This window comes from Wolbachia endosymbiont (group A) of Lasioglossum fulvicorne, assembly GCF_964028605.1.
Classification (GTDB): Bacteria; Pseudomonadota; Alphaproteobacteria; order Rickettsiales; family Anaplasmataceae; genus Wolbachia.
The window spans coordinates 1,047,850-1,071,754 of record NZ_OZ034798.1 but is presented as its reverse complement, the minus strand read 5'-3'; the positions used below and the strand labels follow the sequence as shown (position 1 = coordinate 1,071,754).

Sequence of the window (23,905 nt, the reverse complement as noted above, 5' to 3'; positions counted from 1 at the left end):
TATATATAAGTTAGGATATATGAGGAGTTTATACCCAAGTGATATAAGTCGGGAAAGATTTGAGATTATGTTACCAGATCTAGAGTCCTGTAGAAAAAAAACAAAACCAAGAAAACTTGATTTGTATGATGTATTTTGTGGAGTGTTATACGTTCTGAAAAGCGGTTGTCAGTGGAGAATGCTACCAAAAGAGTTTCCAAAATGGCGCAATTGTTACGACTATTTTAAGAAGTGGAGTGAAAAACCAGATGCAGATAAAGAAAGTGTTCTGGAGCTGGTGTTAAAAAAAAATAGTTGGCGTGGTCCGACAAAACAATGGTCGGAAAGAAAAAACCAGCTTCTGCATAATTGATGCACAGAGTGTAAAAAATGCAGATACTGCTGAAGAAAAAGGCTATGATGCAGGCAAAAAGATTTCAGGAATAAAACGCCATATTGCAGTAGATACGCAAGGTTTGCCCCATGCAATTTATATAACAACAGCAGAGATAACTGACCGTAGCAGTGCTGTGAGAATGGTCGAAAATGCAAAAGAAAACCTCTCGGGAGTTAAAAATGTACTGGTTGATGCAGGCTATACTGGAGAGAATTTTGCAACTCAAATAAAAACGATTATTGGTGCAACCGTTGAAGTGATAAAAAGAAATGAATTACATTCCTTTGTTGTATTGCCCAAAAGATGGGTTGTGGAGCGATCTTTTGCTTGGTTAGAAAAATGTAGAAGATTGTGGAAAAATTGTGAGCGAAAACTCAATACTAGCCTACAAATGGTCGTTCTGGCTTTCACTGCCTTACTTCTGAAAAGATTATGAACAGGCTCTTAGATTTTCAAAGGATGAATTTTATTATTAACGGAAAAGAAATAGATAAAAATCTTATTATTGCATTTAAGGAAGGAGCTAAGCACCGCAAAAGCGAACTTTTTAATAGTGATGATATATATAATGACGAAATATTTAACAAAAAAGGAACAAGAGAAATAGATACGGATCATGGCAAAGCATTTGTTGCTTCAGTACTTGAAGATATTGAGAAAGAGCTTGCAAGTGATGCATTGGGTGAGCTGTGGAAGGATCACTGCGAGAATCCCAAAACTGCTGATTATCAAAAAACTGATTCATATAAGAAAGAATTTGAAGAATTTTACAATGCTGGCCACGGGTATATCCATTTATTACCTACAGAGAGAGATGAAAACAAGGATTACCGTTCCTTTGCAAAAGAAGTTTTCAAGAAAATGTTTAGATACGCTAGTGCGGAAGTTCCAAGTGATGCTATTTTAGAAGAGCTAGTCACCAATTGTAATCAAGCAGGATATGAGGCTGCTCCATTTATACAAACTCAACTTGCACTTGGACAGTCGTTCATAGTAGAAAATCCTAAAAAAGTAATAAACATTGATTGTGCTAACCAAAATAATGTGAGAATTAGATCTAATATGAGGCTACCAATACTCTCTGTTAAAAATCAAGTTATGCATGGCGATAAGATATGTAATCTGCCCAGTTCATTGGAATTTACAATTGAATCTCACAATGGTGAAGACTTTGTAACATACGGTGATGGTAAACTGTCACTTACTATTCCTGAAGAGTTAAAAAATTATAAAGATAATGGCAAGAGCTTGTTTGATATTATTAAAGAATATTTTCAGAAATTCTGTGCAGAATTAGGATTTAAACATGAGACAAAAATACAAATAGAGCATGACTTAGGTACTCAAATAAAAGTAAGTATAGCTCTTTTCATAGAAGTCCGGATGTGACAAGATAAGGATAGACGATGATAAGGAGGTTGAGTGCCAGCAGCATATAGTTATGACTTAAGGAAAAAAGCAATGGAAGCGCTAGAGGAGGGAGGAAGCAGAGAAACAGTGGCAGCAAGATTTAAAATTGGACGAACTACTTTATGGGAGTGGCAGCAAAGAAGAAAAGAAACAGGAGACTTTCAATCAAAAAAACTTGGAAATGGAGGTTACAATCACAAAATTACCGACTGGGATGCCTTTGCTAAATTTGCCAGAGAAAACGGAGGAAAGACTCTGTCGGAAATGGCTAAACTTTGGGGCAACGTTAGTATCCAAACGATCCACCGAGCTCTCAGAACCTGTACATGATCTCAAGAAAGGAATAAACTAAGAGATAATATATATAAGTTAGGATATATGAGGAGTTTATACCCAAGTGATATAAGTCGGGAAAGATTTGAGATTATGTTACCAGATCTAGAGTCCTGTAGAAAAAAAACAAAACCAAGGAAACTTGATTTGTATGATGTATTTTGTGGAGTGTTATACGTTCTGAAAAGCGGTTGTCAGTGGAGAATGCTACCAAAAGAGTTTCCAAAATGGCGCAATTGTTACGACTATTTTAAGAAGTGGAGTGAAAAACCAGATGCAGATAAAGAAAGTGTTCTGGAGCTGGTGTTAAGAAAAAATAGTTGGCGTGGTCCGACAAAACAATGGTCGGAAAGAAAAAACCAGCTTCTGCATAATTGATGCACAGAGTGTAAAAAATGCAGATACTGCTGAAGAAAAAGGCTATGATGCAGGCAAAAAGATTTCAGGAATAAAACGCCATATTGCAGTAGATACGCAAGGTTTGCCCCATGCAATTTATATAACAACAGCAGAGATATAGCATTTCTCATAATAGTCCGAACAGGTCATAGGAAGGCAGAATCAACAGCACGACGAAAGGATTCGAATAGAGGAATGTTTTTCCTAGCTCTGTTTTTTATAGCAAACCAATGATGCTCAATTTTGTTGAAATCTGGAGAATACGGCGGCAGATACAAAATTTCTGCACCAACTCCTCTAGCAAGCTCGATAATCTTACCAGACTTATGAAAAGTAGCATTGTCAAGAATGACAGTCTGTCCAGGTTCCAAGATCGGTGTCAAAAATTGCTCAAACCATCCATTAAAAACATCCATATTACAGTGGCCTTCAAAGGTTAATGGAGCAACTATCTTTCTTCTACTTAAGGCTGCAACCATACTGATTCGTTGAGTTTTCTTTCCAGATTTTAGGCCATAAAACCGCTGTCCTTTCTGGCAATACCCATATGGATAGTCCTCTGTGTTATCAATGCCAGACTCATCTATATAAACTAAGTTTTCTGGTTCTTTTGTTGCTATAATTTTTAAGAATTCAGCACGTTTTTCTTCGTTTCTTTCCTTGTATCCATATGTCTTTTTTTGCGCGTAAATCCAATTTTTCTGAGAGCTCGGTGGATCGTTTGGATACTAACGTTGCCCCAAAGTTTAGCCATTTCCGACAGAGTCTTTCCTCCGTTTTCTCTGGCAAATTTAGCAAAGGCATCCCAGTCGGTAATTTTGTGATTGTAACCTCCATTTCCAAGTTTTTTTGATTGAAAGTCTCCTGTTTCTTTTCTTCTTTGCTGCCACTCCCATAAAGTAGTTCGTCCAATTTTAAATCTTGCTGCCACTGTTTCTCTGCTTCCTCCCTCCTCTAGCGCTTCCATTGCTTTTTTCCTTAAGTCATAACTATATGCTGCTGGCACTCAACCTCCTTATCATCGTCTATCCTTATCTTATCACATCCGGACTTCTATGAAAAGAGCTATAACTGACCGTAGCAGTGCTGTGAGAATGGTCGAAAATGCAAAAGAAAACCTCTCGGGAGTTAAAAATGTACTGGTTGATGCAGGCTATACTGGAGAGAATTTTGCAACTCAAATAAAAACGATTATTGGTGCAACCGTTGAAGTGATAAAAAGAAATGAATTACATTCCTTTGTTGTATTGCCCAAAAGATGGGTTGTGGAGCGATCTTTTGCTTGGTTAGAAAAATGTAGAAGATTGTGGAAAAATTGTGAGCGAAAACTCAATACTAGCCTACAAATGGTCGTTCTGGCTTTCACTGCCTTACTTCTGAAAAGATTATGAACAGGCTCTTATATTTTCTGTCTTCATTATGAGCCATGTAGAACCTAAAAGTGCATATCCAAATATCACAGCAACGCCTGTCATTACACTAAAAGCACTTGCCCAATCAAATTGGCCACCAGAAAAGTTGCGTCCGTTTACTTCTACACCATGTATAAATGCGCCTAAGAGCCTGTTCATAATCTTTTCAGAAGTAAGGCAGTGAAAGCCAGAACGACCATTTGTAGGCTAGTATTGAGTTTTCGCTCACAATTTTTCCACAATCTTCTACATTTTTCTAACCAAGCAAAAGATCGCTCCACAACCCATCTTTTGGGCAATACAACAAAGGAATGTAATTCATTTCTTTTTATCACTTCAACGGTTGCACCAATAATCGTTTTTATTTGAGTTGCAAAATTCTCTCCAGTATAGCCTGCATCAACCAGTACATTTTTAACTCCCGAGAGGTTTTCTTTTGCATTTTCGACCATTCTCACAGCACTGCTACGGTCAGTTATAGCTCTTTTCATAGAAGTCCGGATGTGATAAGATAAGGATAGACGATGATAAGGAGGTTGAGTGCCAGCAGCATATAGTTATGACTTAAGGAAAAAAGCAATGGAAGCGCTAGAGGAGGGAGGAAGCAGAGAAACAGTGGCAGCAAGATTTAAAATTGGACGAACTACTTTATGGGAGTGGCAGCAAAGAAGAAAAGAAACAGGAGACTTTCAATCAAAAAAACTTGGAAATGGAGGTTACAATCACAAAATCACCGACTGGGATGCCTTTGCTAAATTTGCCAGAGAAAACGGAGGAAAGACTCTGTCGGAAATGGCTAAACTTTGGGGCAACGTTAGTATCCAAACGATCCACCGAGCTCTCAGAAAAATTGGATTTACGCGCAAAAAAAGACATATGGATACAAGGAAAGAAACGAAGAAAAACGTGCTGAATTCTTAAAAATTATAGCAACAAAAGAACCAGAAAACTTAGTTTATATAGATGAGTCTGGCATTGATAACACAGAGGACTATCCATATGGGTATTGCCAGAAAGGACAGCGGTTTTATGGCCTAAAATCTGGAAAGAAAACTCAACGAATCAGTATGGTTGCAGCCTTAAGTAGAAGAAAGATAGTTGCTCCATTAACCTTTGAAGGCCACTGTAATATGGATGTTTTTAATGGATGGTTTGAGCAATTTTTGACACCGATCTTGGAACCTGGACAGACTGTCATTCTTGACAATGCTACTTTTCATAAGTCTGGTAAGATTATCGAGCTTGCTAGAGGAGTTGGTGCAGAAATTTTGTATCTGCCGCCGTATTCTCCAGATTTCAACAAAATTGAGCATCATTGGTTTGCTATAAAAAACAGAGCTAGGAAAAACATTCCTCTATTCGAATCCTTTCGTCGTGCTGTTGATTCTGCCTTCCTATGACCTGTTCGGACTATTATGAGAAATGCTATAACTATTTAGATGGTACAATATCAACCACAGGATCAGATGCAAATGAAGAATTTATCAATCTTTTAAGCGAAAATCTCAGAGAGAGGTTCTTGGGGTTAGGACTTGCTCTAGAAGATGTTAATGATCTTGTTGAAGTCAGAGTATCTACAGTTATGGATCTATTGAGTGATTATGCTAAATTGGAAGATAATAAAGAAAACAGAGAGTTATTAATAAGTGAAGTAGCAGATAATTTAGGGCTTTCCACTCAAGATAAAACAGCATTAGAAGTATTGATGGAATTAAACTCTTTACCTTCTTTGATAAGAGGCCATATTAATCATAATCAAGTGCAGTCTGTTGTAAATACTTTTATTAAGTTAATTATTGAAGGGAAAAGCGAAGTATACAAAGAAAAAAATGCAATTAATGCAATTGATGCAATTTATCAGAAGGTAGATAAGGCAATTGTTGAGCAGGAAAAAAGAGCAACCAACAAACAAGATATAGAAAATGATAAATGGACAGATAAAATAAAAAAACAGAGATTATCTGTGGAATCACATGAACATTTACTTTAAAGATACTAGTAGGCTCCTTAAATATTTTAGAGTTCATGGTTGCAACGGTTGCTATTTTACAGTGCATCTCACAACACTTTCTTCAAAAATATACATGTTGCTCCATCAACATACCCTGGACGTACAAGATCACACTTATACTCAAGTTTTTCATAGAATCCTCTTGCCATCTGAAAATTCATGGTTGCAACGGTTGCTATTTTACAGTGCATCTCACGACTATAATCATGAACTTCTTCCATTAGCTGCTTTCCCATACCTTTTCTTCTATAATCAGAATGTACCCAAAGCAAGTCAGTGTAAATTGAACCATAGATAACAAAACCGCTACAACCTGCAATAATTTGTTCAGTATCATCGCGAATAAAAAAAGCAAATGGGTTACACGTACCTTTATCAACGGTTTCTTCATTAATCTTTTTGAGTAGGAATTCAATGTCTTTGCTACTTGGTGATGTGGTGTGTTCTATTTTCATCTCTCGGCCTAATACCGCATACTGATTTCTCTTTTTATTTTGTACGAATTAATCAAATGAAGTGAATACAGTATCCACACTACCAAAAAAAATGTGGCACAAAACATAAACATTACAATGAGTGGCAACAGCAAAGAACTTTCTATTGCTATTCCACCTCTTCTTAGAATACTTGCTGGCTGATGGAGAGTAGACCATAAATTCACGGAAAATTTTACTATAGGAATATTTATAGCACTAAAGATGGCAAATACTGCTGCTGATTTTTCTGCCCTCGCTTCATTATCAAAAGCACTCCACAATGAAAGGTAGCCAACATATAGGAAAAATAAAATCAGCATTGAAGTAAGCCTTGCATCCCATACCCACCAAGTGCCCCAGGTTCCTTTTCCCCAAATGCTGCCTGTGATTAAACATATTGCCGAAAAGACTGTCCCTGCAGGAGCAGCAGCATGTGCCAAGACACTAGCAATGCTATTGTTCCACACCAATGAAATGAAACTGAGTGATGCAATTAATCCATATATTCCAAGAGCAAGCCATGCAGAAGGCACATGAATGTACATGATTCGTACAATTTCTCCTTGTTTATAATCTTCTGGGGAGAAGAGTAACGCCAAAGACATTCCAATTAAAAAACATACGAAACAAATAACCCCAAGCCAAGGTAGAGCTTTCTTAGAAAAATAAGAGAAATTTGTAGGCTTTAATAAAAACATTCGTTTTGAGAATAATTGTGTTAAGAATTTACCAATTAGTTTGAGTTTTATCAACAGGATAGTTTTTCTATATTTACGCAGGTCAACAAATTAGCATAATTTCAGTAGCAGATTGCTAGCCATTATTTTTAGTATAACACTATATAAAACATGACCATTAAAAAGCTTAATCTACACTTAGTATCAGATTCAAGTGGTGAAACTGTTATATCAGTTGCAAAATCAGCTCTGAAACACTTTCGTTCTATAGAAACGATCGAATATGTTTGGTCTTTTGCAAAAGGAGAAGAGCAGATTGACAAAATTCTGGAGGAAATTAATAGGAAAAGTGATGAGCATAATTTTGTTATATGCACTATTACTGATGATGAGCTAAGAAAATATCTAAAAGATAACTGTATAAAGTTGAAAATTCCCTATAGAGCAATATTATCACATATTATTAGAGAAATTTCGTCCTATCTTGAAATTGAAAAAGACGAAAAGCTTGACTTGCATACTGAGATAAATAACGAATATTTTCAGCGCATTGAGGCAATAAACTACACTATTAATCATGATGATGGACAAAATATTCAAGATATTGATAAAGCAGATATAATTTTGGTTGGAGTTTCACGTACATCAAAATCTCCCACCAGTACGTATTTAGCTTACCGAGGCTATAAGGTTGCAAATATTCCTTTTGTTAGTGGAGTACCATTTTATGTTGACTTGGCAAAATTAAAAAATAAACTAACGGTAGGGGTAACAATAGACGTAAGTAGGCTAATAGAAATACGCAAAAATAGACTTACTTCAATTAACAACGAAGATAATAATATATATGCTAACCCTGAGAAAGTAGAAAAGGAAATTAAAGAAGCAGAGGAACTATTTAAGCAGAATAACTGGCCAATTATTGATGTCACGCAAAAGTCAATCGAAGAAGTATCAGCAACAATTATACAATATTTTAATAAAATGTTATCAATTGACTAACTCTTGATAAGTGATTATAATGTGAGGTAATTTAATTCTTACTATAGATATGAAAGTCAAAGGGTCGCTAAAGTCTCATCGTAACAGAGATAAAAATTGTAAGGTTGTGAAAAGGGGTGGTAAGATTTACATTATAAATAAGGTAAAGCCAAGGTGTAAAGCGCGTCAAGGTTCTTAGCTTTTTGTTCACCTTTTCATGTTATATATTTTTTATATGTGAAAGTACGGTGCTTATATCTAAAAAGAAGCAAAAGTTACTGTGTTTAAGCGCAGCCTTACTCATTTCTTCTCTTACATTATATTTCAGCATTAGCACAATTACAGGTAAACGTGGCTTATTGACGCTAATAGACTTAAAAAAAGAAATCGAGTACAATAAACTTTTGCTAAAGGATGTCTCTTCTGAAAAGGAAAAGTTGGACAATAAAGTATTTGGCTTATATGAAAAAAGCTTAGATTTAGATCTGCTTGATGAGCAAGCAAAAAATGCTTTAGGTTATGTGAACCCTAATGAACTTATGGTTGTTCTTGACGTGGAATAGCAGTGTAGAACAGATCAGATCTCCCTACGTCATACCGCCGCGGCGCTAACACGTAGCGGGATGACGGTTTTTCAAATTGTCGGTAAATCTAAGTCAGTTTAGCTATATTGTCTCTCACACCGCTTAGCTGAACAGACAATGGCGTCAACTTAAGGAAAAATGTCAGAGATTGTGTATAAAATTTCTCTCTAAAATTTTTAGCATTAAATTACCCAAAAACTGTAATAAACAGCACTTTTGTTTCTGTTTTATTTCAACAAAGAAGTCTAAAATGTGTCCTTTTTAGGTGAAATATGCAAAAAGGAAAAAACCTTATTCTACAAATTAAAAATATATAGCTCTTTTCATAGAAGTCCGGATGTGATAAGATAAGGATAGACGATGATAAGGAGGTTGAGTGCCAGCAGCATATAGTTATGACTTAAGGAAAAAAGCAATGGAAGCGCTAGAGGAGGGAGGAAGCAGAGAAACAGTGGCAGCAAGATTTAAAATTGGACGAACTACTTTATGGGAGTGGCAGCAGAGAAGAAAAGAAACAGGAGACTTTCAATCAAAAAAACTTGGAAATGGAGGTTACAATCACAAAATTACCGACTGGGATGCCTTTGCTAAATTTGCCAGAGAAAACGGAGGAAAGACTCTGTCGGAAATGGCTAAACTTTGGGGCAACGTTAGTATCCAAACGATCCACCGAGCTCTCAGAACCTGTACATGATCTCAAGAAAGGAATAAACTAAGAACCTGTACATGATCTCAAGAAAGGAATAAACTAAGAGATAATATATATAAGTTAGGATATATGAGGAGTTTATACCCAAGTGATATAAGTCGGGAAAGATTTGAGATTATGTTACCAGATCTAGAGTCCTGTAGAAAAAAAACAAAACCAAGAAAACTTGATTTGTATGATGTATTTTGTGGAGTGTTATACGTTCTGAAAAGCGGTTGTCAGTGGAGAATGCTACCAAAAGAGTTTCCAAAATGGCGCAATTGTTACGACTATTTTAAGAAGTGGAGTGAAAAACCAGATGCAGATAAAGAAAGTGTTCTGGAGCTGGTGTTAAAAAAAAATAGTTGGCGTGGTCCGACAAAACAATGGTCGGAAAGAAAAAACCAGCTTCTGCATAATTGATGCACAGAGTGTAAAAAATGCAGATACTGCTGAAGAAAAAGGCTATGATGCAGGCAAAAAGATTTCAGGAATAAAACGCCATATTGCAGTAGATACGCAAGGTTTGCCCCATGCAATTTATATAACAACAGCAGAGATAACTGACCGTAGCAGTGCTGTGAGAATGGTCGAAAATGCAAAAGAAAACCTCTCGGGAGTTAAAAATGTACTGGTTGATGCAGGCTATACTGGAGAGAATTTTGCAACTCAAATAAAAACGATTATTGGTGCAACCGTTGAAGTGATAAAAAGAAATGAATTACATTCCTTTGTTGTATTGCCCAAAAGATGGGTTGTGGAGCGATCTTTTGCTTGGTTAGAAAAATGTAGAAGATTGTGGAAAAATTGTGAGCGAAAACTCAATACTAGCCTACAAATGGTCGTTCTGGCTTTCACTGCCTTACTTCTGAAAAGATTATGAACAGGCTCTAAGAGATAATATATATAAGTTAGGATATATGAGGAGTTTATACCCAAGTGATATAAGTCGGGAAAGATTTGAGATTATGTTACCAGATCTAGAGTCCTGTAGAAAAAAAACAAAACCAAGGAAACTTGATTTGTATGATGTATTTTGTGGAGTGTTATACGTTCTGAAAAGCGGTTGTCAGTGGAGAATGCTACCAAAAGAGTTTCCAAAATGGCGCAATTGTTACGACTATTTTAAGAAGTGGAGTGAAAAACCAGATGCAGATAAAGAAAGTGTTCTGGAGCTGGTGTTAAAAAAAAATAGTTGGCGTGGTCCGACAAAACAATGGTCGGAAAGAAAAAACCAGCTTCTGCATAATTGATGCACAGAGTGTAAAAAATGCAGATACTGCTGAAGAAAAAGGCTATGATGCAGGCAAAAAGATTTCAGGAATAAAACGCCATATTGCAGTAGATACGCAAGGTTTGCCCCATGCAATTTATATAACAATAGCAGAGATATAGCTCTTTTCATAGAAGTCCGGATGTGATAAGATAAGGATAGACGATGGTAAGGAGGTTGAGTGCCAGCAGCATATAGTTATGACTTAAGGAAAAAAGCAATGGAAGCGCTAGAGGAGGGAGGAAGCAGAGAAACAGTGGCAGCAAGATTTAAAATTGGACGAACTATAGCTCTTTTCATAGAAGTCCGGATGTGATAAGATAAGGATAGACGATGATAAGGAGGTTGAGTGCCAGCAGCATATAGTTATGACTTAAGGAAAAAAGCAATGGAAGCGCTAGAGGAGGGAGGAAGCAGAGAAACAGTGGCAGCAAGATTTAAAATTGGACGAACTACTTTATGGGAGTGGCAGCAAAGAAGAAAAGAAACAGGAGACTTTCAATCAAAAAAACTTGGAAATGGAGGTTACAATCACAAAATTACCGACTGGGATGCCTTTGCTAAATTTGCCAGAGAAAACGGAGGAAAGACTCTGTCGGAAATGGCTAAACTTTGGGGCAAAGTTAGTATCCAAACGATCCACCGAGCTCTCAGAAAAATTGGATTTACGCGCAAAAAAAGACATATGGATACAAGGAAAGAAACGAAGAAAAACGTGCTGAATTCTTAAAAATTATAGCAACAAAAGAACCAGAAAACTTAGTTTATATAGATGAGTCTGGCATTGATAACACAGAGGACTATCCATATGGGTATTGCCAGAAAGGACAGCGGTTTTATGGCCTAAAATCTGGAAAGAAAACTCAACGAATCAGTATGGTTGCAGCCTTAAGTAGAAGAAAGATAGTTGCTCCATTAACCTTTGAAGGCCACTGTAATATGGATGTTTTTAATGGATGGTTTGAGCAATTTTTGACACCGATCTTGGAACCTGGACAGACTGTCATTCTTGACAATGCTACTTTTCATAAGTCTGGTAAGATTATCGAGCTTGCTAGAGGAGTTGGTGCAGAAATTTTGTATCTGCCGCCGTATTCTCCAGATTTCAACAAAATTGAGCATCATTGGTTTGCTATAAAAAACAGAGCTAGGAAAAACATTCCTCTATTCGAATCCTTTCGTCGTGCTGTTGATTCTGCCTTCCTATGACCTGTTCGGACTATTATGAGAAATGCTATACTTGGTATAGAGGTAAAAGGTGCGAAACGATGGTTACATATTGTCAAAATTTCAGTTCAACCATCTGAGTTCGTAAGGCCATTTTTTTCTGTTGTTATAGCTAGTATCTTGGCCAGCGAAATGAGGTTTAAAATGCACATATCAATCATAATATTTCTGTTAGTTTTTGTGTTGTTACTTTTGCAACCTGATTTCAGTATGTCCATGCTTTTAACATATTCTTTTATTGGTCAAATGTTTATTGCATGTATACCATTTTTATACTTTCTATGCATAATAGGAATGGCCACAACTGGAACTACAATAGCTTACTTATGCCTCCCACATATAAAGCAAAGGATTTACAATTTTGTCTTTTTTACGCAGCGCGATAACTTTCAAGTCACAAAATCATTAGAAGCATTCAAAAGAGGTCAATTAACTGGAGTTGGACCTGGTGAAGGTAGCGTAAAAGCCTCTCTTCCTGATTGTCATACAGATTTTGTGTTTTCTGTTTTAGCAGAAGAATTTGGTTTGATTACGTGCTTAGCCACATTGATGTTATTTGGTATCATTTCTGCCCGCTTGCTTTACGTTGTATATAGAGAAAATGAATTATTTAATCTGTTAGTGATTCTCGGTATCTCAATGCAATTCATCACACAATTCATAATAAACATAGGGGTAACATTGAGTGTTTTTCCTACCACCGGCATAACCCTGCCGTTACTTAGCTATGGTGGTTCTTCTCTTTTATCTTCGAGCATCGCACTTGGCATAATGCTGTCTTTCAGTAGAAACCAAGCTATCGCATTAAAGTTTCGTGAGCGTGTTATGCTTGGAAGGTATATGGACTAAACTTGTACCGCTTACAACTATTATTGGTATCCCTCCAAAATGGGTATCTGTTCAGATGAGTGGCAAGAGATATTATGAAATCTGAAAGAGTTATGTGGAAATTTTTCAGAAAATATTCCACTGACATGCTGAACAACAAATACGTCACTATGTCGTTTATCGCAAAAACTTATATTTTTCGTAACCATTCACACTTAATTCTGCAATTCTTTGATCTCACTCATGGAAAGGCCAGTACACTTGACAATAGTGTTAACATCAATACTATTGACTAGCATTGTTTTTGCAACTTCAATTTCCCTTTCTTTTCTACCTTCCTCTTTAGCAGGATCAAGTCTGTATTCAAGAATGGCTTCTTCTTTGCGCAGATCCATTATTCTTTCTTCATAAGCTACTAGATCTTTTTCATTCCAGTGAAACTTATCTAATTCATCATATGCTAGCTTTATTATTGGTGATTTTTTCGCAATTTTTCTGAGATATTCGTCCGTTGTTTCATCTGCATATTTGAAAAAAAATAGCCAACGGTCTACTACACTTTCTAGTTGTTCTTCTCTACTCTTAGGAAATTTTGGCAGCTCTATGAAGATAAATTGAAAATCTTTTAAGTCATGCTCATTGGTTTTCTCATCTCTTATGGTATGGCTAGATATATAGTCAAGCTTATCAGGGAATAAGGTACAATTTGAAATCGCGATAAAGAAAATCTTCTTTAAATCAACGTATTTACCAGATTTATCAGCTTGTCTTGAGTAAGCCTTAGCAGCATAAAGTTGTGCACGTTTTTCAAAGCCTTTATCACGAGTGAGCTGCATCTCAATTATATACCTGTTTCCACTAGAATCCCTGCAAAGAACATCAACAATGCTTTGTTTATCAGAAGCAATTTCAGGGTCCATAATGGTGCTTAAGAATTCTACTTCTTGTATAGTATTGACTTCAGTACATCCTAAAATATCATTCAAAAAATGGATAAGAATATTCTTATTTTTTTCAGTGCCAAAGATTTTCTTGAAGGTTAGGTCTAATTTTGGATCGAGAAATTTTGAAAGAGCCATAGTAAAAATACTGAGAAAAAATTAATAACTATACACTATTATTAACAACTATTCAACCATATTTTTAAGTATAGCTAACACAGCCCTACGTCATACCGCTGCCAACTTATTAACGGAATGGCGAAGTATAAACCTTATCGTCATACCGCCGCGAAACGTCATACCGCGATTCATTCGCGGTATGACGTTAGCTATTGTGCTACACCTTTTCCCTTTCCCCTGAAACTAGAATCTATATACTTAACTTTAGAAACTTTAAAATACGATGCGATCTAATATTAGGCAGTTATTTTACTATATAAAGCCTAATCTATCTTATTTCATCATAGCTTTTATTGCAGTTTTATTTTCAGCTTTAACGATCCTCCTCTTTGGCAGAGGCTTAAACAATATAATTGATTCTGGCACAGAGCACGATTTTACTACCAAACTATTAGTTGCAATACTTATAGTTTTAGCCATTTCTCTCACTGCATTTACTCGGTTATATTTCATTGGCATTGGCAGCGAGAAAGTTATCGCAAGAATCAGATATGACTTATATAGCAGTATCACTAACTTGCAACCAAGTTTCTTTGAGAACACAGGCGTACAAGATGTTATCTCAGCGTTAGTTACTGATACATCTGTGCTGCAATCAATGATAAACAGCAGCTTACTAACAATATTACGAAATTTTGTGATTCTTATTGGTAGTGTTGCCATGTTATTATATACAAATATACAACTAACTGCGTATGCAGCCGCAATAATACCTGTACTACTCATTATCATGACCTCACTTGGAAAAAAAGTGCGTAGCTATGCACGCTTTGCCCAGGATAAATTAAGTGAGCTTGCGTCATTTAGTGAGGAAAATTTTAGATCTATAGTGACTATCAAATCGTTTGTACTCGAAGAAAATGAAAAAACCCGTTTTAAGGAGTATTTAAACTCAGTATCAAAATCATACGTAAAATTGGTACTCTTGCGTGCTATTCTAGTAACTCTAGTTATCACGTGTGTGATAGGTTCACTAGTTGTTTTGCTCTTTTTTGGTATTAAAGAGGTCTTAAGCAATAATATAACTATTGGAAAACTCTCCTCATTTGTGTTTTATTCAGCGCTTGCAGCAGGAGCTATAAGTAATTTGAGCGATAATATCAGTGATTTACAACGAGGTCTTGGAATAGTAGAGCGTTTATTTGAATTTAAAAATACGAAAAGCTCTATAGCAGATCCCGATGATCCTATAAAAATTTGTAGTGTTCAAAAAGAAATTTCGTTTAATGGCGTAACATTTTTTTATGAATCTCAGTCTGATAAGCCAGCATTAAATAACGTATCATTTTCTATAGAGGCAGGTCAAACAGTATCAATTGTTGGACCATCTGGCAGTGGTAAAAGCACCATTTTAAAGCTTCTGCTCCGTTTTCATGATCCAAACAAAGGTAGCATTACTATCGATGGGCACAATATTAAGTCAATTGCGCTAAATGACCTCAGATCGTTGTTTGGCTTAGTGCCACAAGATCATATGATATTTTCTTGCTCAATAATGGAAAATATACTATATGGCAAACCGGGTGCTGAATATGAGGAAGTGAAGCAAGCAGCTATCAGCGCTTATGCGATGGAATTTATTGATAAGCTGCCTGATAAATTTGATACATTTGTAGGAAAAAGAGGATTAAAACTTTCTGAAGGACAAAAACAACGTATTATAATAGCAAGAGCCATACTCAAAAACCCTCAGGTTTTAATACTGGATGAAGCAACCTCTGCCCTTGATTATAAAAGTGAGAACCTCGTGCAAAAAGCATTGAGCAAGTTAATGCAAAACAGAACAACGATCGTAATTACACACAGACTATCAACCGCACTTAAAACTGACAAGATTATAGTAATTAATCATGGAAAAGTAGAAGAAGTAGGAACTCATGACTCTCTAATGAGTAAAGACGGGCTATATGCAAAACTGGCGAAGATACAGTGGAATTGAAAGAAAATTTAAATCATATCGTTAGTTAATATGCTAGATTTATAATTAAAGTTATTAAATTTTTAATTATTTTGATTTATAATCATCTCATAGTATTTTTTTAAGGATCATTATGATTTATAATTACAGTAATTTACCAAAACTACCATGTACAGCTTCTAACTTGCCAGGACCAACTTTACCAGTGTATACGCCTTATACGTCTGCACATGGACCTTATGTTATTAATCCATGTACAGCTTCTAACTTGCCAGTACCAACTTTACCAGTGTGTACGCCTTAGAACCTGTACATGATCTCAAGAAAGGAATAAACTAAGAGATAATATATATAAGTTAGGATATATGAGGAGTTTATACCCAAGTGATATAAGTCGGGAAAGATTTGAGATTATGTTACCAGATCTAGAGTCCTGTAGAAAAAAAACAAAACCAAGGAAACTTGATTTGTATGATGTATTTTGTGGAGTGTTATACGTTCTGAAAAGCGGTTGTCAGTGGAGAATGCTACCAAAAGAGTTTCCAAAATGGCGCAATTGTTACGACTATTTTAAGAAGTGGAGTGAAAAACCAGATGCAGATAAAGAAAGTGTTCTGGAGCTGGTGTTAAAAAAAAATAGTTGGCGTGGTCCGACAAAACAATGGTCGGAAAGAAAAAACCAGCTTCTGCATAATTGATGCACAGAGTGTAAAAAATGCAGATACTGCTGAAGAAAAAGGCTATGATGCAGGCAAAAAGATTTCAGGAATAAAACGCCATATTGCAGTAGATACGCAAGGTTTGCCCCATGCAATTTATATAACAACAGCAGAGATAACTGACCGTAGCAGTGCTGTGAGAATGGTCGAAAATGCAAAAGAAAACCTCTCGGGAGTTAAAAATGTACTGGTTGATGCAGGCTATACTGGAGAGAATTTTGCAACTCAAATAAAAACGATTATTGGTGCAACCGTTGAAGTGATAAAAAGAAATGAATTACATTCCTTTGTTGTATTGCCCAAAAGATGGGTTGTGGAGCGATCTTTTGCTTGGTTAGAAAAATGTAGAAGATTGTGGAAAAATTGTGAGCGAAAACTCAATACTAGCCTACAAATGGTCGTTCTGGCTTTCACTGCCTTACTTCTGAAAAGATTATGAACAGGCTCTTATACGCCTGCACAGGGACCTTATGTTATTAATCCATGTCATAACCATTTTGATATGTGTCATAATTACCATGATACATGCCACAATCCTTATGATGGATTTGGGTTTTTTTGTTAGAAGATCGTTTTTTAAACAACTCATAAACGCGTGTCTAGCTATACGTGCTTCCAAGGGCACATGGGTGTTATTCAACCCATGTGTTTCACATTTTGCTTGAGAGGATAAGCAAGTTGTTATTCGCAGTGGCTATAGCAGTTCTACAAAAATTTATTTCAGCAACACAACTAATTTGACTACTGACAGCTCCTTCTTGGAATCTTATCATTATTCTGCTCATAGTAAAATTTCTAAACTCTAATATCTATAGCTAAAGTGGCTTAGGTTTACCTACAATTTGAAAAACCGTCATTCCGCTACTAGTTAGCGCCGTGGCGGTATGATGTAGGGAAACCTTTCTTGGGTTAGCTATATTACTTGTATAACGGCTGAAAAGAGGACTTTGGGCATGCCAATTTTAATCTTAAAATTATTAAATTGTTAATTATTTTATTATACAATAACATAATAGTTATTTTTTTTAGGATTTTTTATGACTCACTATTCAATTTCACAACTGTACAACGTTCACTCTCATAATATAGCTCTTTTCATAGAAGTCCGGATGTGATAAGATAAGGATAGACGATGATAAGGAGGTTGAGTGCCAGCAGCATATAGTTATGACTTAAGGAAAAAAGCAATGGAAGCGCTAGAGGAGGGAGGAAGCAGAGAAACAGTGGCAGCAAGATTTAAAATTGGACGAACTACTTTATGGGAGTGGCAGCAAAGAAGAAAAGAAACAGGAGACTTTCAATCAAAAAAACTTGGAAATGGAGGTTACAATCACAAAATTACCGACTGGGATGCCTTTGCTAAATTTGCCAGAGAAAACGGAGGAAAGACTCTGTCGGAAATGGCTAAACTTTGGGGCAACGTTAGTATCCAAACGATCCACCGAGCTCTCAGAAAAATTGGATTTACGCGCAAAAAAAGACATATGGATACAAGGAAAGAAACGAAGAAAAACGTGCTGAATTCTTAAAAATTATAGCAACAAAAGAACCAGAAAACTTAGTTTATATAGATGAGTCTGGCATTGATAACACAGAGGACTATCCATATGGGTATTGCCAGAAAGGACAGCGGTTTTATGGCCTAAAATCTGGAAAGAAAACTCAACGAATCAGTATGGTTGCAGCCTTAAGTAGAAGAAAGATAGTTGCTCCATTAACCTTTGAAGGCCACTGTAATATGGATGTTTTTAATGGATGGTTTGAGCAATTTTTGACACCGATCTTGGAACCTGGACAGACTGTCATTCTTGACAATGCTACTTTTCATAAGTCTGGTAAGATTATCGAGCTTGCTAGAGGAGTTGGTGCAGAAATTTTGTATCTGCCGCCGTATTCTCCAGATTTCAACAAAATTGAGCATCATTGGTTTGCTATAAAAAACAGAGCTAGGAAAAACATTCCTCTATTCGAATCCTTTCGTCGTGCTGTTGATTCTGCCTTCCTATGACCTGTTCGGACTATTATGAGAAATGCTATATCTTTCTTCTACTTAAGGCTGCAACCATACTGATTCGTTGAGTTTTCTTTCCAGATTTTAGGCCATAAAACCGCTGTCCTTTCTGGCAATACCCATATGGATAGTCCTCTGTGTTATCAATGCCAGACTCATCTATATAAACTAAGTTTTCTGGTTCTTTTGTTGCTATAATTTTTAAGAATTCAGCACGTTTTTCTTCGTTTCTTTCCTTGTATCCATATGTCTTTTTTTGCGCGTAAATCCAATTTTTCTGAGAGCTCGGTGGATCGTTTGGATACTAACGTTGCCCCAAAGTTTAGCCATTTCCGACAGAGTCTTTCCTCCGTTTTCTCTGGCAAATTTAGCAAAGGCATCCCAGTCGGTAATTTTGTGATTGTAACCTCCATTTCCAAGTTTTTTTGATTGAAAGTCTCCTGTTTCTTTTCTTCTTTGCTGCCACTCCCATAAAGTAGTTCGTCCAATTTTAAATCTTGCTGCCACTGTTTCTCTGCTTCCTCCCTCCTCTAGCGCTTCCATTGCTTTTTTCCTTAAGTCATAACTATATGCTGCTGGCACTCAACCTCCTTATCATCGTCTATCCTTACCTTATCACATCCGGACTTCTATGAAAAGAGCTATATCTAAATTTGAGCAGCAAATACCTTGAAATTACCATCAATTCAGTAAAATTGAAGAGTTTTAATGGTTTAACCATGTAAAGTATTCAATAAACTGCCGTTTTTAAATTTGATCAGACTTAGTTAAAAGAGTGGAGATTTTAATGATTTAGCTCAAATCTAATTATGCGTTCTTTTGTATCGCCAAGTATACTCTTTGCACAACTCTCTTCCATGCTTTATCAACCAATTAAAATTCCCTTTTAGCCCATAAAGAACAGGGATTTGGCGCTTTTAATGCAATTGAAAAACACTACTAGGTAATTGAGCAGTTTCTAATAGCATTTTCACTATATGCTTATCGCATAACATTTGTGCTGCAATTGCTGGGTCTTTATCTAGTACAAAGATGTTCATCTAGGTGTCAAAAGATAAAATCAGATAAGTCTTTGACTTCGTTAACTGTAAGACCAGTAGTTTGAGCTATGATATCAATAGAAACTCCTGCTTTAAGTAGATTCTTTGCGACTGCTATTTTGGCTTGCTTCTCACCCTCTTCTCTGCCTTTTTCATGACCGATTAGGATACCTTCTTGTCTACCTTTTTCATGACCTACTCTAACACCTTCATCAAATTTTTGAGCAAAAGCAGCAATCTCATCCATTATGCGTTTTTTCATTTGTTCATATGCTAGTAACTCTTCTTCTGACCAATTAAACTTATTCATCTCTTCATAAGCTCGTTTTATTATTACGTCACTACCAACTATCTTATCTAGATCCTCTTCCCTTGTTTCTCCTGCATAGCGAAAAAAGTAACACCATTTTTCTACTATATTTTCTAGTTGGTCTTCTTTTGTCTTTGTAAATTTTGGCAGTTCTATGAATACGAAGTAAAAATCCTTTAAGTCATGTTCAAAGCTATTTTGATCTAAAATGACATGATTAGATTTGTACTCAGCTTTATCTGGAAAAATAATACAATCAGCAACGGCTATGAAGATAATTTCCTTGAGATTATGGTAGTTATCACCTTGATCAGCTTGACTTGAGTAGGCTTTGGCAGCATAATATTGAGCACGTTTTTCGAAGCCTTTGGTCTTAGTGAATTGCATTTCTATAATATATCTTGAACCTTGAGAGTCTTTACAAAGAACATCAACAATACTCTGCTTTTTAGCGGCAATTTCAGGGTCTAAAATAGTAGCTAAGAATTCAACATCGTGAATAGCAGCTAAACCAGTAAAGCCTAAAATATCGTTCAAGAAATGAATAAGGATATCTTTATTCTTTTCAGTGCCAAATATTCTTTTAAAGGCATAATCATTGCGTGCATCAAGAAACTTAGAAAGAGCCACGAGAAAGTAAGATAAAAAGCATCAATTATTATACACAATTCTGTAGAAATATTCAACTAAAATGCAAACATTTTGTATATCTTTACTTGGTAGTATTAACCTATATAATATTTATGGCAAATATTTCAATAAGGTATCAGATAGCACAAAAAGTAAGGAGCTGGAGGTTAAAACGAAAATATACCCTGAAAAACTTAGCAGACAAGGCAGGAATAAACTATCATACACTGATAAGATACGAGCAAGGAACATGTGGCATTCCAACTGAAAAGCTAAAAGTTATAGCCGAAGCGTTATCAATTCCTATTAGAAATCTCTTTCCAAGACGAAAAGTACTAAAAGAAAGTAATTGTTTCGACAAAGCTAAGAGCCTGTTCATAATCTTTTCAGAAGTAAGGCAGTGAAAGCCAGAACGACCATTTGTAGGCTAGTATTGAGTTTTCGCTCACAATTTTTCCACAATCTTCTACATTTTTCTAACCAAGCAAAAGATCGCTCCACAACCCATCTTTTGGGCAATACAACAAAGGAATGTAATTCATTTCTTTTTATCACTTCAACGGTTGCACCAATAATCGTTTTTATTTGAGTTGCAAAATTCTCTCCAGTATAGCCTGCATCAACCAGTACATTTTTAACTCCCGAGAGGTTTTCTTTTGCATTTTCGACCATTCTCACAGCACTGCTACGGTCAGTTATCTCTGCTGTTGTTATATAAATTGCATGGGGCAAACCTTGCGTATCTACTGCAATATGGCGTTTTATTCCTGAAATATTTTTGCCTGCATCATAGCCTTTTTCTTCAGCAGTATCTGCATTTTTTACACTCTGTGCATCAATTATGCAGAAGCTGGTTTTTTCTTTCCGACCATTGTTTTGTCGGACCACGCCAACTATTTTTTTTTAACACCAGCTCCAGAACACTTTCTTTATCTGCATCTGGTTTTTCACTCCACTTCTTAAAATAGTCGTAACAATTGCGCCATTTTGGAAACTCTTTTGGTAGCATTCTCCACTGACAACCGCTTTTCAGAACGTATAACACTCCACAAAATACATCATACAAATCAAGTTTCCTTGGTTTTGTTTTTTTTCTACAGGACTCTAGATCTGGTAACATAATCTCAAATCTTTCCCGACTTATATCACTTGGGTATAAACTCCTCATATATCCTAACTTATATATATTATCTCTTAGTTTATTCCTTTCTTGAGATCATGTACAGGTTCTAAGGGAGTGTTTCCCTCTTCATCCTCTGCATTAACATTTGCCCCTTTGTCTAATAGATCTTTTACTATCTCTGTATGGCCCATTTTAGCAGCCAAATGTAAAGGAGTACTGCCATATCCATCTTGTGCATTAACATTGATCCCTTCTACTTTCAGTAGAGCTTCTACTACTTCTTTATGGTCATGTTCAGCAGCAACGTGTAAAGGAGTCTTTCCTGTATCATTTTGTGCATTAACGTTTGCTTTTTTCTCTAATAGACCTTCTACTGCTTCCAACTTGCCAAGCCTAGCAGCCAGATGTAAAGAGCTCTTGCAATATTCAGCTTCTTTTTCTTGTAATAGAGTCAACACATCACGTTCCATAGAATAATTGACACCATCAACATATGCTCCATTATCTAATAGAACTTCTACTATATTAAAATGACCATTTTTAGCAGCCCAATATAAAGGAGTATGCAAATCTTCAACTATATTAACATCTGCTCCTTCACTTATTAGACGTTTTACTTCATTAATATCACCTCTTTTAGCAGCCTGAAACAAATCATCTATACTTTGTGAACTACTCATCCTACACCTCTTTGTAAAACTATATTGTTATGATAAAGTCGTTAATAATCTATGAGCTCTCACCCCCTGTAAAATTATATTATCATGATAAAGTCATTAATAACCCATGAGCTCTATGTTCCTGGATCACGCAAATAATGCCCGTGTTTTTCAGTACATTTGAGTCGGCTGTACATAAGAATCGCAATTGTAGAGCATGCTATTGTTAATAGTAAATTTGGTAAAATACCATAGCGAAAAAATTTTCCTACTATATATATTCCAATAGCCCCAAACATCATATTGCAGAATGAGAGAACTGCACTACCAAGCCCTATACCTTTGATCGTTTCTAAAGCAGAGGTTACATTATTGCTGATTACTAATGCAAGTCCGATATTAGCTGGAATCCAGGCAACTTGAAGAATGAATATATTCAACCTGTCCGCGAAATAAAAATATACCAATAAACTATCGGATATTATCGGTAACACCAAACCTATTATTAGCATTTTGCTAACCCCTATTTTTGGTACATACCTTCTATTAATTAAAGTTCCAATTATGTAAAATATGACTATGATCAATATGAGGTAGCCAAAATACTGTACTTCAATGCCCATTGATTCAAATATGAAAGGATAGTTAGCAATGTATGCCCAAAGCCACATGAAAGTTAATCCATGAATGGCTGAAAACCCAAGGAAACGATAATTTCTAAATATTGATATATATTGCTTGAAGATATTAGTAGTTATGTTAGTTATACTGGTTTCATTTTTATTCACAGTGAGCGTTTCTTGTAACTTAAAGTAGATAAAAATAAGCATAGCAATTGCTGCAAGTGACATAATAAAAAACAAAAATTTCCAATGATAACCATGTGAAATTATATAACTGCCCACCACTGGAGCTATTCCAGGTGAGAGTGCCACAACCATATTTAATTTTGAAATTACTCTCGAGTATTCACTACCCGAGTACATATCCCTTATTGCTGCATACCCAACAACACCTGCAACACCAGCCCCTGTTCCTTGTATGAAGCGAATTAGTATCAAGAGCGCAATACTGTCGGCTATATAACACATGACACTTGCCAAAGTAAAAATTGTCATACCAATCAGCATCATTGGACGCCTACCATAATGGTCCGATAATGGACCATAAATTAATCCAGATACCGCAAATCCAACTAGATTTAAGCTAATTGTAAGCTGCACTACACTGCCTTCTACTTTAAAATAATTGGCAATGCTTGGTAGTGCAACTGAGTATAGGTCAGTTGCCATATCGACAATTGCTACAGACAATATCATAATAAGAGAGATGATATTTTGCGAAAGAGCTGTTTTCACTTAATGATTTACTGGATTAAATATACTTAATTATAATGTATTTTTTTCATTAGTATATTAATTTAACTACTGAAATTAAGAGTAGCTATTCGAGAAAAAGCCTGTGAAGGCTCTATCCAGTAGGGTGTCATCCAAGTAGCTTGAAACTGGGATCTAGTTTCCATTATACAATTTCATCAAAGCAGTTTACTTACTTGCAATTAAGTTTCTGGATCCAAGTAGTCATGGCACTGGGATGACAGGAGAAGGAGGCTACTTAGATGACACCCTCCTAGTGGATTCAAATCACAATGTTCGTACAGTTATGTGCTTTGACACTGGAATCTTAAGCTAAAATCATA

At 36.0% G+C, this 23,905-nt stretch carries 22 protein-coding genes and 10 pseudogenes; 20 read left to right on the top strand and 12 right to left on the bottom strand.

Going from position 1 to position 23,905, the window contains the following annotated elements:
• The first annotated feature begins 19 nt into the window (after positions 1–19).
• The 4 genes and pseudogenes from ABWU71_RS05910 to ABWU71_RS05895 all read left to right on the top strand — a co-directional run.
• Positions 20–812, top strand: a protein-coding gene (locus tag ABWU71_RS05910) for an IS5 family transposase (protein WP_265023453.1) whose coding sequence is annotated in 2 segments (ribosomal slippage) — positions 20–283 and positions 285–812 — 792 coding nt in all. Because the reading frame shifts where the segments join, the coding sequence is not laid out codon by codon here.
• Entirely contained in the window at positions 809–1,765 is a 957-nt protein-coding gene (locus ABWU71_RS05905) for a hypothetical protein (RefSeq protein WP_410530449.1), read from the top strand. Before ABWU71_RS05910 ends, ABWU71_RS05905 begins: the two co-directional genes overlap by 4 nt.
• Before the next feature lie 33 nt (positions 1,766–1,798).
• Positions 1,799–2,104: pseudogene (locus ABWU71_RS05900) on the top strand (IS630 transposase-related protein); the annotation flags it as partial.
• A gap of 60 nt (positions 2,105–2,164) precedes the next feature.
• Positions 2,165–2,636, top strand: a pseudogene (locus ABWU71_RS05895) (IS5 family transposase); the annotation flags it as partial.
• 28 nt (positions 2,637–2,664) lie between these two features.
• Here the strand turns inward: ABWU71_RS05895 and ABWU71_RS05890 are convergent.
• Positions 2,665–3,524, bottom strand: a protein-coding gene (locus ABWU71_RS05890; protein WP_353284076.1) for an IS630 family transposase whose coding sequence is annotated in 2 segments (ribosomal slippage) — positions 2,665–3,200 and positions 3,200–3,524 — 861 coding nt in all. Because the reading frame shifts where the segments join, the coding sequence is not laid out codon by codon here.
• Between the two features lie 61 nt (positions 3,525–3,585).
• On the opposite strand from ABWU71_RS05890, the pseudogene ABWU71_RS05885 reads away from it, so the two are divergent.
• Positions 3,586–3,909: pseudogene (locus ABWU71_RS05885) on the top strand (transposase); the annotation flags it as partial.
• 15 nt (positions 3,910–3,924) lie between these two features.
• On the opposite strand, the pseudogene ABWU71_RS05880 reads toward ABWU71_RS05885, so the two are convergent.
• Together ABWU71_RS05880 and ABWU71_RS05875 are read right to left on the bottom strand one after the other, a co-directional pair.
• Positions 3,925–4,080 (bottom strand): annotated as a pseudogene (locus ABWU71_RS05880) (cytochrome d ubiquinol oxidase subunit II); the annotation flags it as partial.
• A 5-nt stretch (positions 4,081–4,085) separates the two neighbouring features.
• Positions 4,086–4,409 (bottom strand): annotated as a pseudogene (locus ABWU71_RS05875) (transposase); the annotation flags it as partial.
• 61 nt (positions 4,410–4,470) lie between these two features.
• Here ABWU71_RS05875 and ABWU71_RS05870 point away from each other — a divergent pair.
• Both ABWU71_RS05870 and ABWU71_RS05865 read left to right on the top strand, forming a co-directional pair.
• Positions 4,471–5,330 (top strand): IS630 family transposase gene (locus ABWU71_RS05870; protein ID WP_353284076.1). Its coding sequence is split into 2 segments (ribosomal slippage): positions 4,471–4,795 and positions 4,795–5,330, totalling 861 coding nucleotides; the frame shifts between segments, so codons are not numbered across the junction.
• A 20-nt stretch (positions 5,331–5,350) separates the two neighbouring features.
• A pseudogene (locus ABWU71_RS05865) lies at positions 5,351–5,920 on the top strand (hypothetical protein); the annotation flags it as partial.
• A 68-nt stretch (positions 5,921–5,988) separates the two neighbouring features.
• Here the strand turns inward: ABWU71_RS05865 and ABWU71_RS05860 are convergent.
• Both ABWU71_RS05860 and ccmC read right to left on the bottom strand, forming a co-directional pair.
• Complete coding sequence (locus ABWU71_RS05860; RefSeq protein WP_353284273.1) at positions 5,989–6,396, bottom strand: GNAT family N-acetyltransferase; 408 nt, start codon at positions 6,394–6,396, stop codon at positions 5,989–5,991.
• 8 nt (positions 6,397–6,404) lie between these two features.
• On the bottom strand, positions 6,405–7,115 hold the full coding sequence (gene ccmC / locus ABWU71_RS05855; RefSeq protein ID WP_353284916.1) for a heme ABC transporter permease CcmC: 711 nt from the start codon (positions 7,113–7,115) through the stop codon (positions 6,405–6,407).
• Positions 7,116–7,265: 150 nt separating this feature from the next.
• On the opposite strand from ccmC, the gene ABWU71_RS05850 reads away from it, so the two are divergent.
• The 9 genes and pseudogenes from ABWU71_RS05850 to ABWU71_RS05810 all read left to right on the top strand — a co-directional run bounded on the left by ABWU71_RS05850 (position 7,266) and on the right by ABWU71_RS05810 (position 12,696).
• A complete protein-coding gene (locus ABWU71_RS05850; RefSeq protein WP_353284272.1) occupies positions 7,266–8,096 on the top strand; it encodes a pyruvate, water dikinase regulatory protein in 831 nt (276 codons plus the stop codon).
• Between the two features lie 49 nt (positions 8,097–8,145).
• Positions 8,146–8,274: a type B 50S ribosomal protein L36 gene (gene ykgO, locus ABWU71_RS05845; RefSeq protein ID WP_006279631.1), complete on the top strand. Its 129-nt coding sequence runs from the start codon at positions 8,146–8,148 to the stop codon at positions 8,272–8,274.
• 49 nt (positions 8,275–8,323) lie between these two features.
• Complete coding sequence (locus ABWU71_RS05840) at positions 8,324–8,638, top strand: FtsB family cell division protein (RefSeq protein WP_010962526.1); 315 nt, start codon at positions 8,324–8,326, stop codon at positions 8,636–8,638.
• 397 nt (positions 8,639–9,035) lie between these two features.
• Positions 9,036–9,341, top strand: a pseudogene (locus ABWU71_RS05835) (IS630 transposase-related protein); the annotation flags it as partial.
• Positions 9,342–9,437: 96 nt separating this feature from the next.
• Positions 9,438–10,230 (top strand): IS5 family transposase gene (locus tag ABWU71_RS05830; RefSeq protein ID WP_265023453.1). Its coding sequence is split into 2 segments (ribosomal slippage): positions 9,438–9,701 and positions 9,703–10,230, totalling 792 coding nucleotides; the frame shifts between segments, so codons are not numbered across the junction.
• A 37-nt stretch (positions 10,231–10,267) separates the two neighbouring features.
• Positions 10,268–10,739: pseudogene (locus ABWU71_RS05825) on the top strand (IS5 family transposase); the annotation flags it as partial.
• 62 nt (positions 10,740–10,801) lie between these two features.
• Positions 10,802–10,936, top strand: a complete 135-nt coding sequence (locus ABWU71_RS05820; RefSeq protein WP_410530439.1) for an IS630 transposase-related protein — start codon at positions 10,802–10,804, stop codon at positions 10,934–10,936.
• Between the two features lie 33 nt (positions 10,937–10,969).
• Positions 10,970–11,829 (top strand): IS630 family transposase gene (locus tag ABWU71_RS05815; RefSeq protein ID WP_353284271.1). Its coding sequence is split into 2 segments (ribosomal slippage): positions 10,970–11,294 and positions 11,294–11,829, totalling 861 coding nucleotides; the frame shifts between segments, so codons are not numbered across the junction.
• Positions 11,830–11,844: 15 nt separating this feature from the next.
• Positions 11,845–12,696 (top strand): FtsW/RodA/SpoVE family cell cycle protein, encoded by an 852-nt coding sequence (locus ABWU71_RS05810; protein WP_353284270.1) that lies wholly within the window; start codon positions 11,845–11,847, stop codon positions 12,694–12,696.
• Positions 12,697–12,890: 194 nt separating this feature from the next.
• On the opposite strand, the gene ABWU71_RS05805 is transcribed toward ABWU71_RS05810, so the two are convergent.
• Positions 12,891–13,754 (bottom strand): Rpn family recombination-promoting nuclease/putative transposase, encoded by an 864-nt coding sequence (locus ABWU71_RS05805; RefSeq protein WP_353284269.1) that lies wholly within the window; start codon positions 13,752–13,754, stop codon positions 12,891–12,893.
• 265 nt (positions 13,755–14,019) lie between these two features.
• On the opposite strand from ABWU71_RS05805, the gene ABWU71_RS05800 reads away from it, so the two are divergent.
• From ABWU71_RS05800 to ABWU71_RS05790, 3 genes are all read left to right on the top strand, one after another.
• Positions 14,020–15,735 carry an ABC transporter ATP-binding protein gene (locus ABWU71_RS05800; protein WP_353284268.1) on the top strand — a complete coding sequence of 572 codons (1,716 nt, stop codon included), beginning with the start codon at positions 14,020–14,022 and terminating at the stop codon, positions 15,733–15,735.
• Between the two features lie 344 nt (positions 15,736–16,079).
• Positions 16,080–16,872 (top strand): IS5 family transposase gene (locus ABWU71_RS05795; RefSeq protein WP_265023453.1). Its coding sequence is split into 2 segments (ribosomal slippage): positions 16,080–16,343 and positions 16,345–16,872, totalling 792 coding nucleotides; the frame shifts between segments, so codons are not numbered across the junction.
• 709 nt (positions 16,873–17,581) lie between these two features.
• A protein-coding gene (locus ABWU71_RS05790) for an IS630 family transposase (RefSeq protein ID WP_353284076.1) occupies positions 17,582–18,441 on the top strand; the annotation gives its coding sequence in 2 pieces (ribosomal slippage) (positions 17,582–17,906 and positions 17,906–18,441; 861 coding nt in all).
• Between the two features lie 28 nt (positions 18,442–18,469).
• On the opposite strand, the pseudogene ABWU71_RS05785 reads toward ABWU71_RS05790, so the two are convergent.
• The 3 genes and pseudogenes from ABWU71_RS05785 to ABWU71_RS05780 form a co-directional block, all read right to left on the bottom strand.
• Positions 18,470–19,026 (bottom strand): annotated as a pseudogene (locus ABWU71_RS05785) (IS630 transposase-related protein); the annotation flags it as partial.
• A 227-nt stretch (positions 19,027–19,253) separates the two neighbouring features.
• Positions 19,254–19,484 (bottom strand): annotated as a pseudogene (locus tag ABWU71_RS08070) (pyrimidine dimer DNA glycosylase/endonuclease V); the annotation flags it as partial.
• Positions 19,485–19,491: 7 nt separating this feature from the next.
• Entirely contained in the window at positions 19,492–20,424 is a 933-nt protein-coding gene (locus tag ABWU71_RS05780; protein ID WP_353284267.1) for an Rpn family recombination-promoting nuclease/putative transposase, read from the bottom strand.
• A 113-nt stretch (positions 20,425–20,537) separates the two neighbouring features.
• Between ABWU71_RS05780 and ABWU71_RS05775 the strand changes: the two genes are divergently transcribed.
• On the top strand, positions 20,538–20,828 hold the full coding sequence (locus ABWU71_RS05775) for a helix-turn-helix domain-containing protein (RefSeq protein WP_410530445.1): 291 nt from the start codon (positions 20,538–20,540) through the stop codon (positions 20,826–20,828).
• Here ABWU71_RS05775 and ABWU71_RS05770 read toward each other — a convergent pair.
• The 3 genes from ABWU71_RS05770 to ABWU71_RS05760 form a co-directional block, all read right to left on the bottom strand.
• Positions 20,800–21,592 (bottom strand): IS5 family transposase gene (locus tag ABWU71_RS05770; protein WP_353284152.1). Its coding sequence is split into 2 segments (ribosomal slippage): positions 20,800–21,327 and positions 21,329–21,592, totalling 792 coding nucleotides; the frame shifts between segments, so codons are not numbered across the junction. The genes ABWU71_RS05775 and ABWU71_RS05770 overlap by 29 nt on opposite strands.
• A gap of 26 nt (positions 21,593–21,618) precedes the next feature.
• Complete coding sequence (locus tag ABWU71_RS05765) at positions 21,619–22,200, bottom strand: ankyrin repeat domain-containing protein (protein WP_353284266.1); 582 nt, start codon at positions 22,198–22,200, stop codon at positions 21,619–21,621.
• Between the two features lie 140 nt (positions 22,201–22,340).
• Positions 22,341–23,525, bottom strand: a complete 1,185-nt coding sequence (locus tag ABWU71_RS05760; protein ID WP_353284265.1) for a multidrug effflux MFS transporter — start codon at positions 23,523–23,525, stop codon at positions 22,341–22,343.
• Positions 23,526–23,905: the final 380 nt, after the last annotated feature.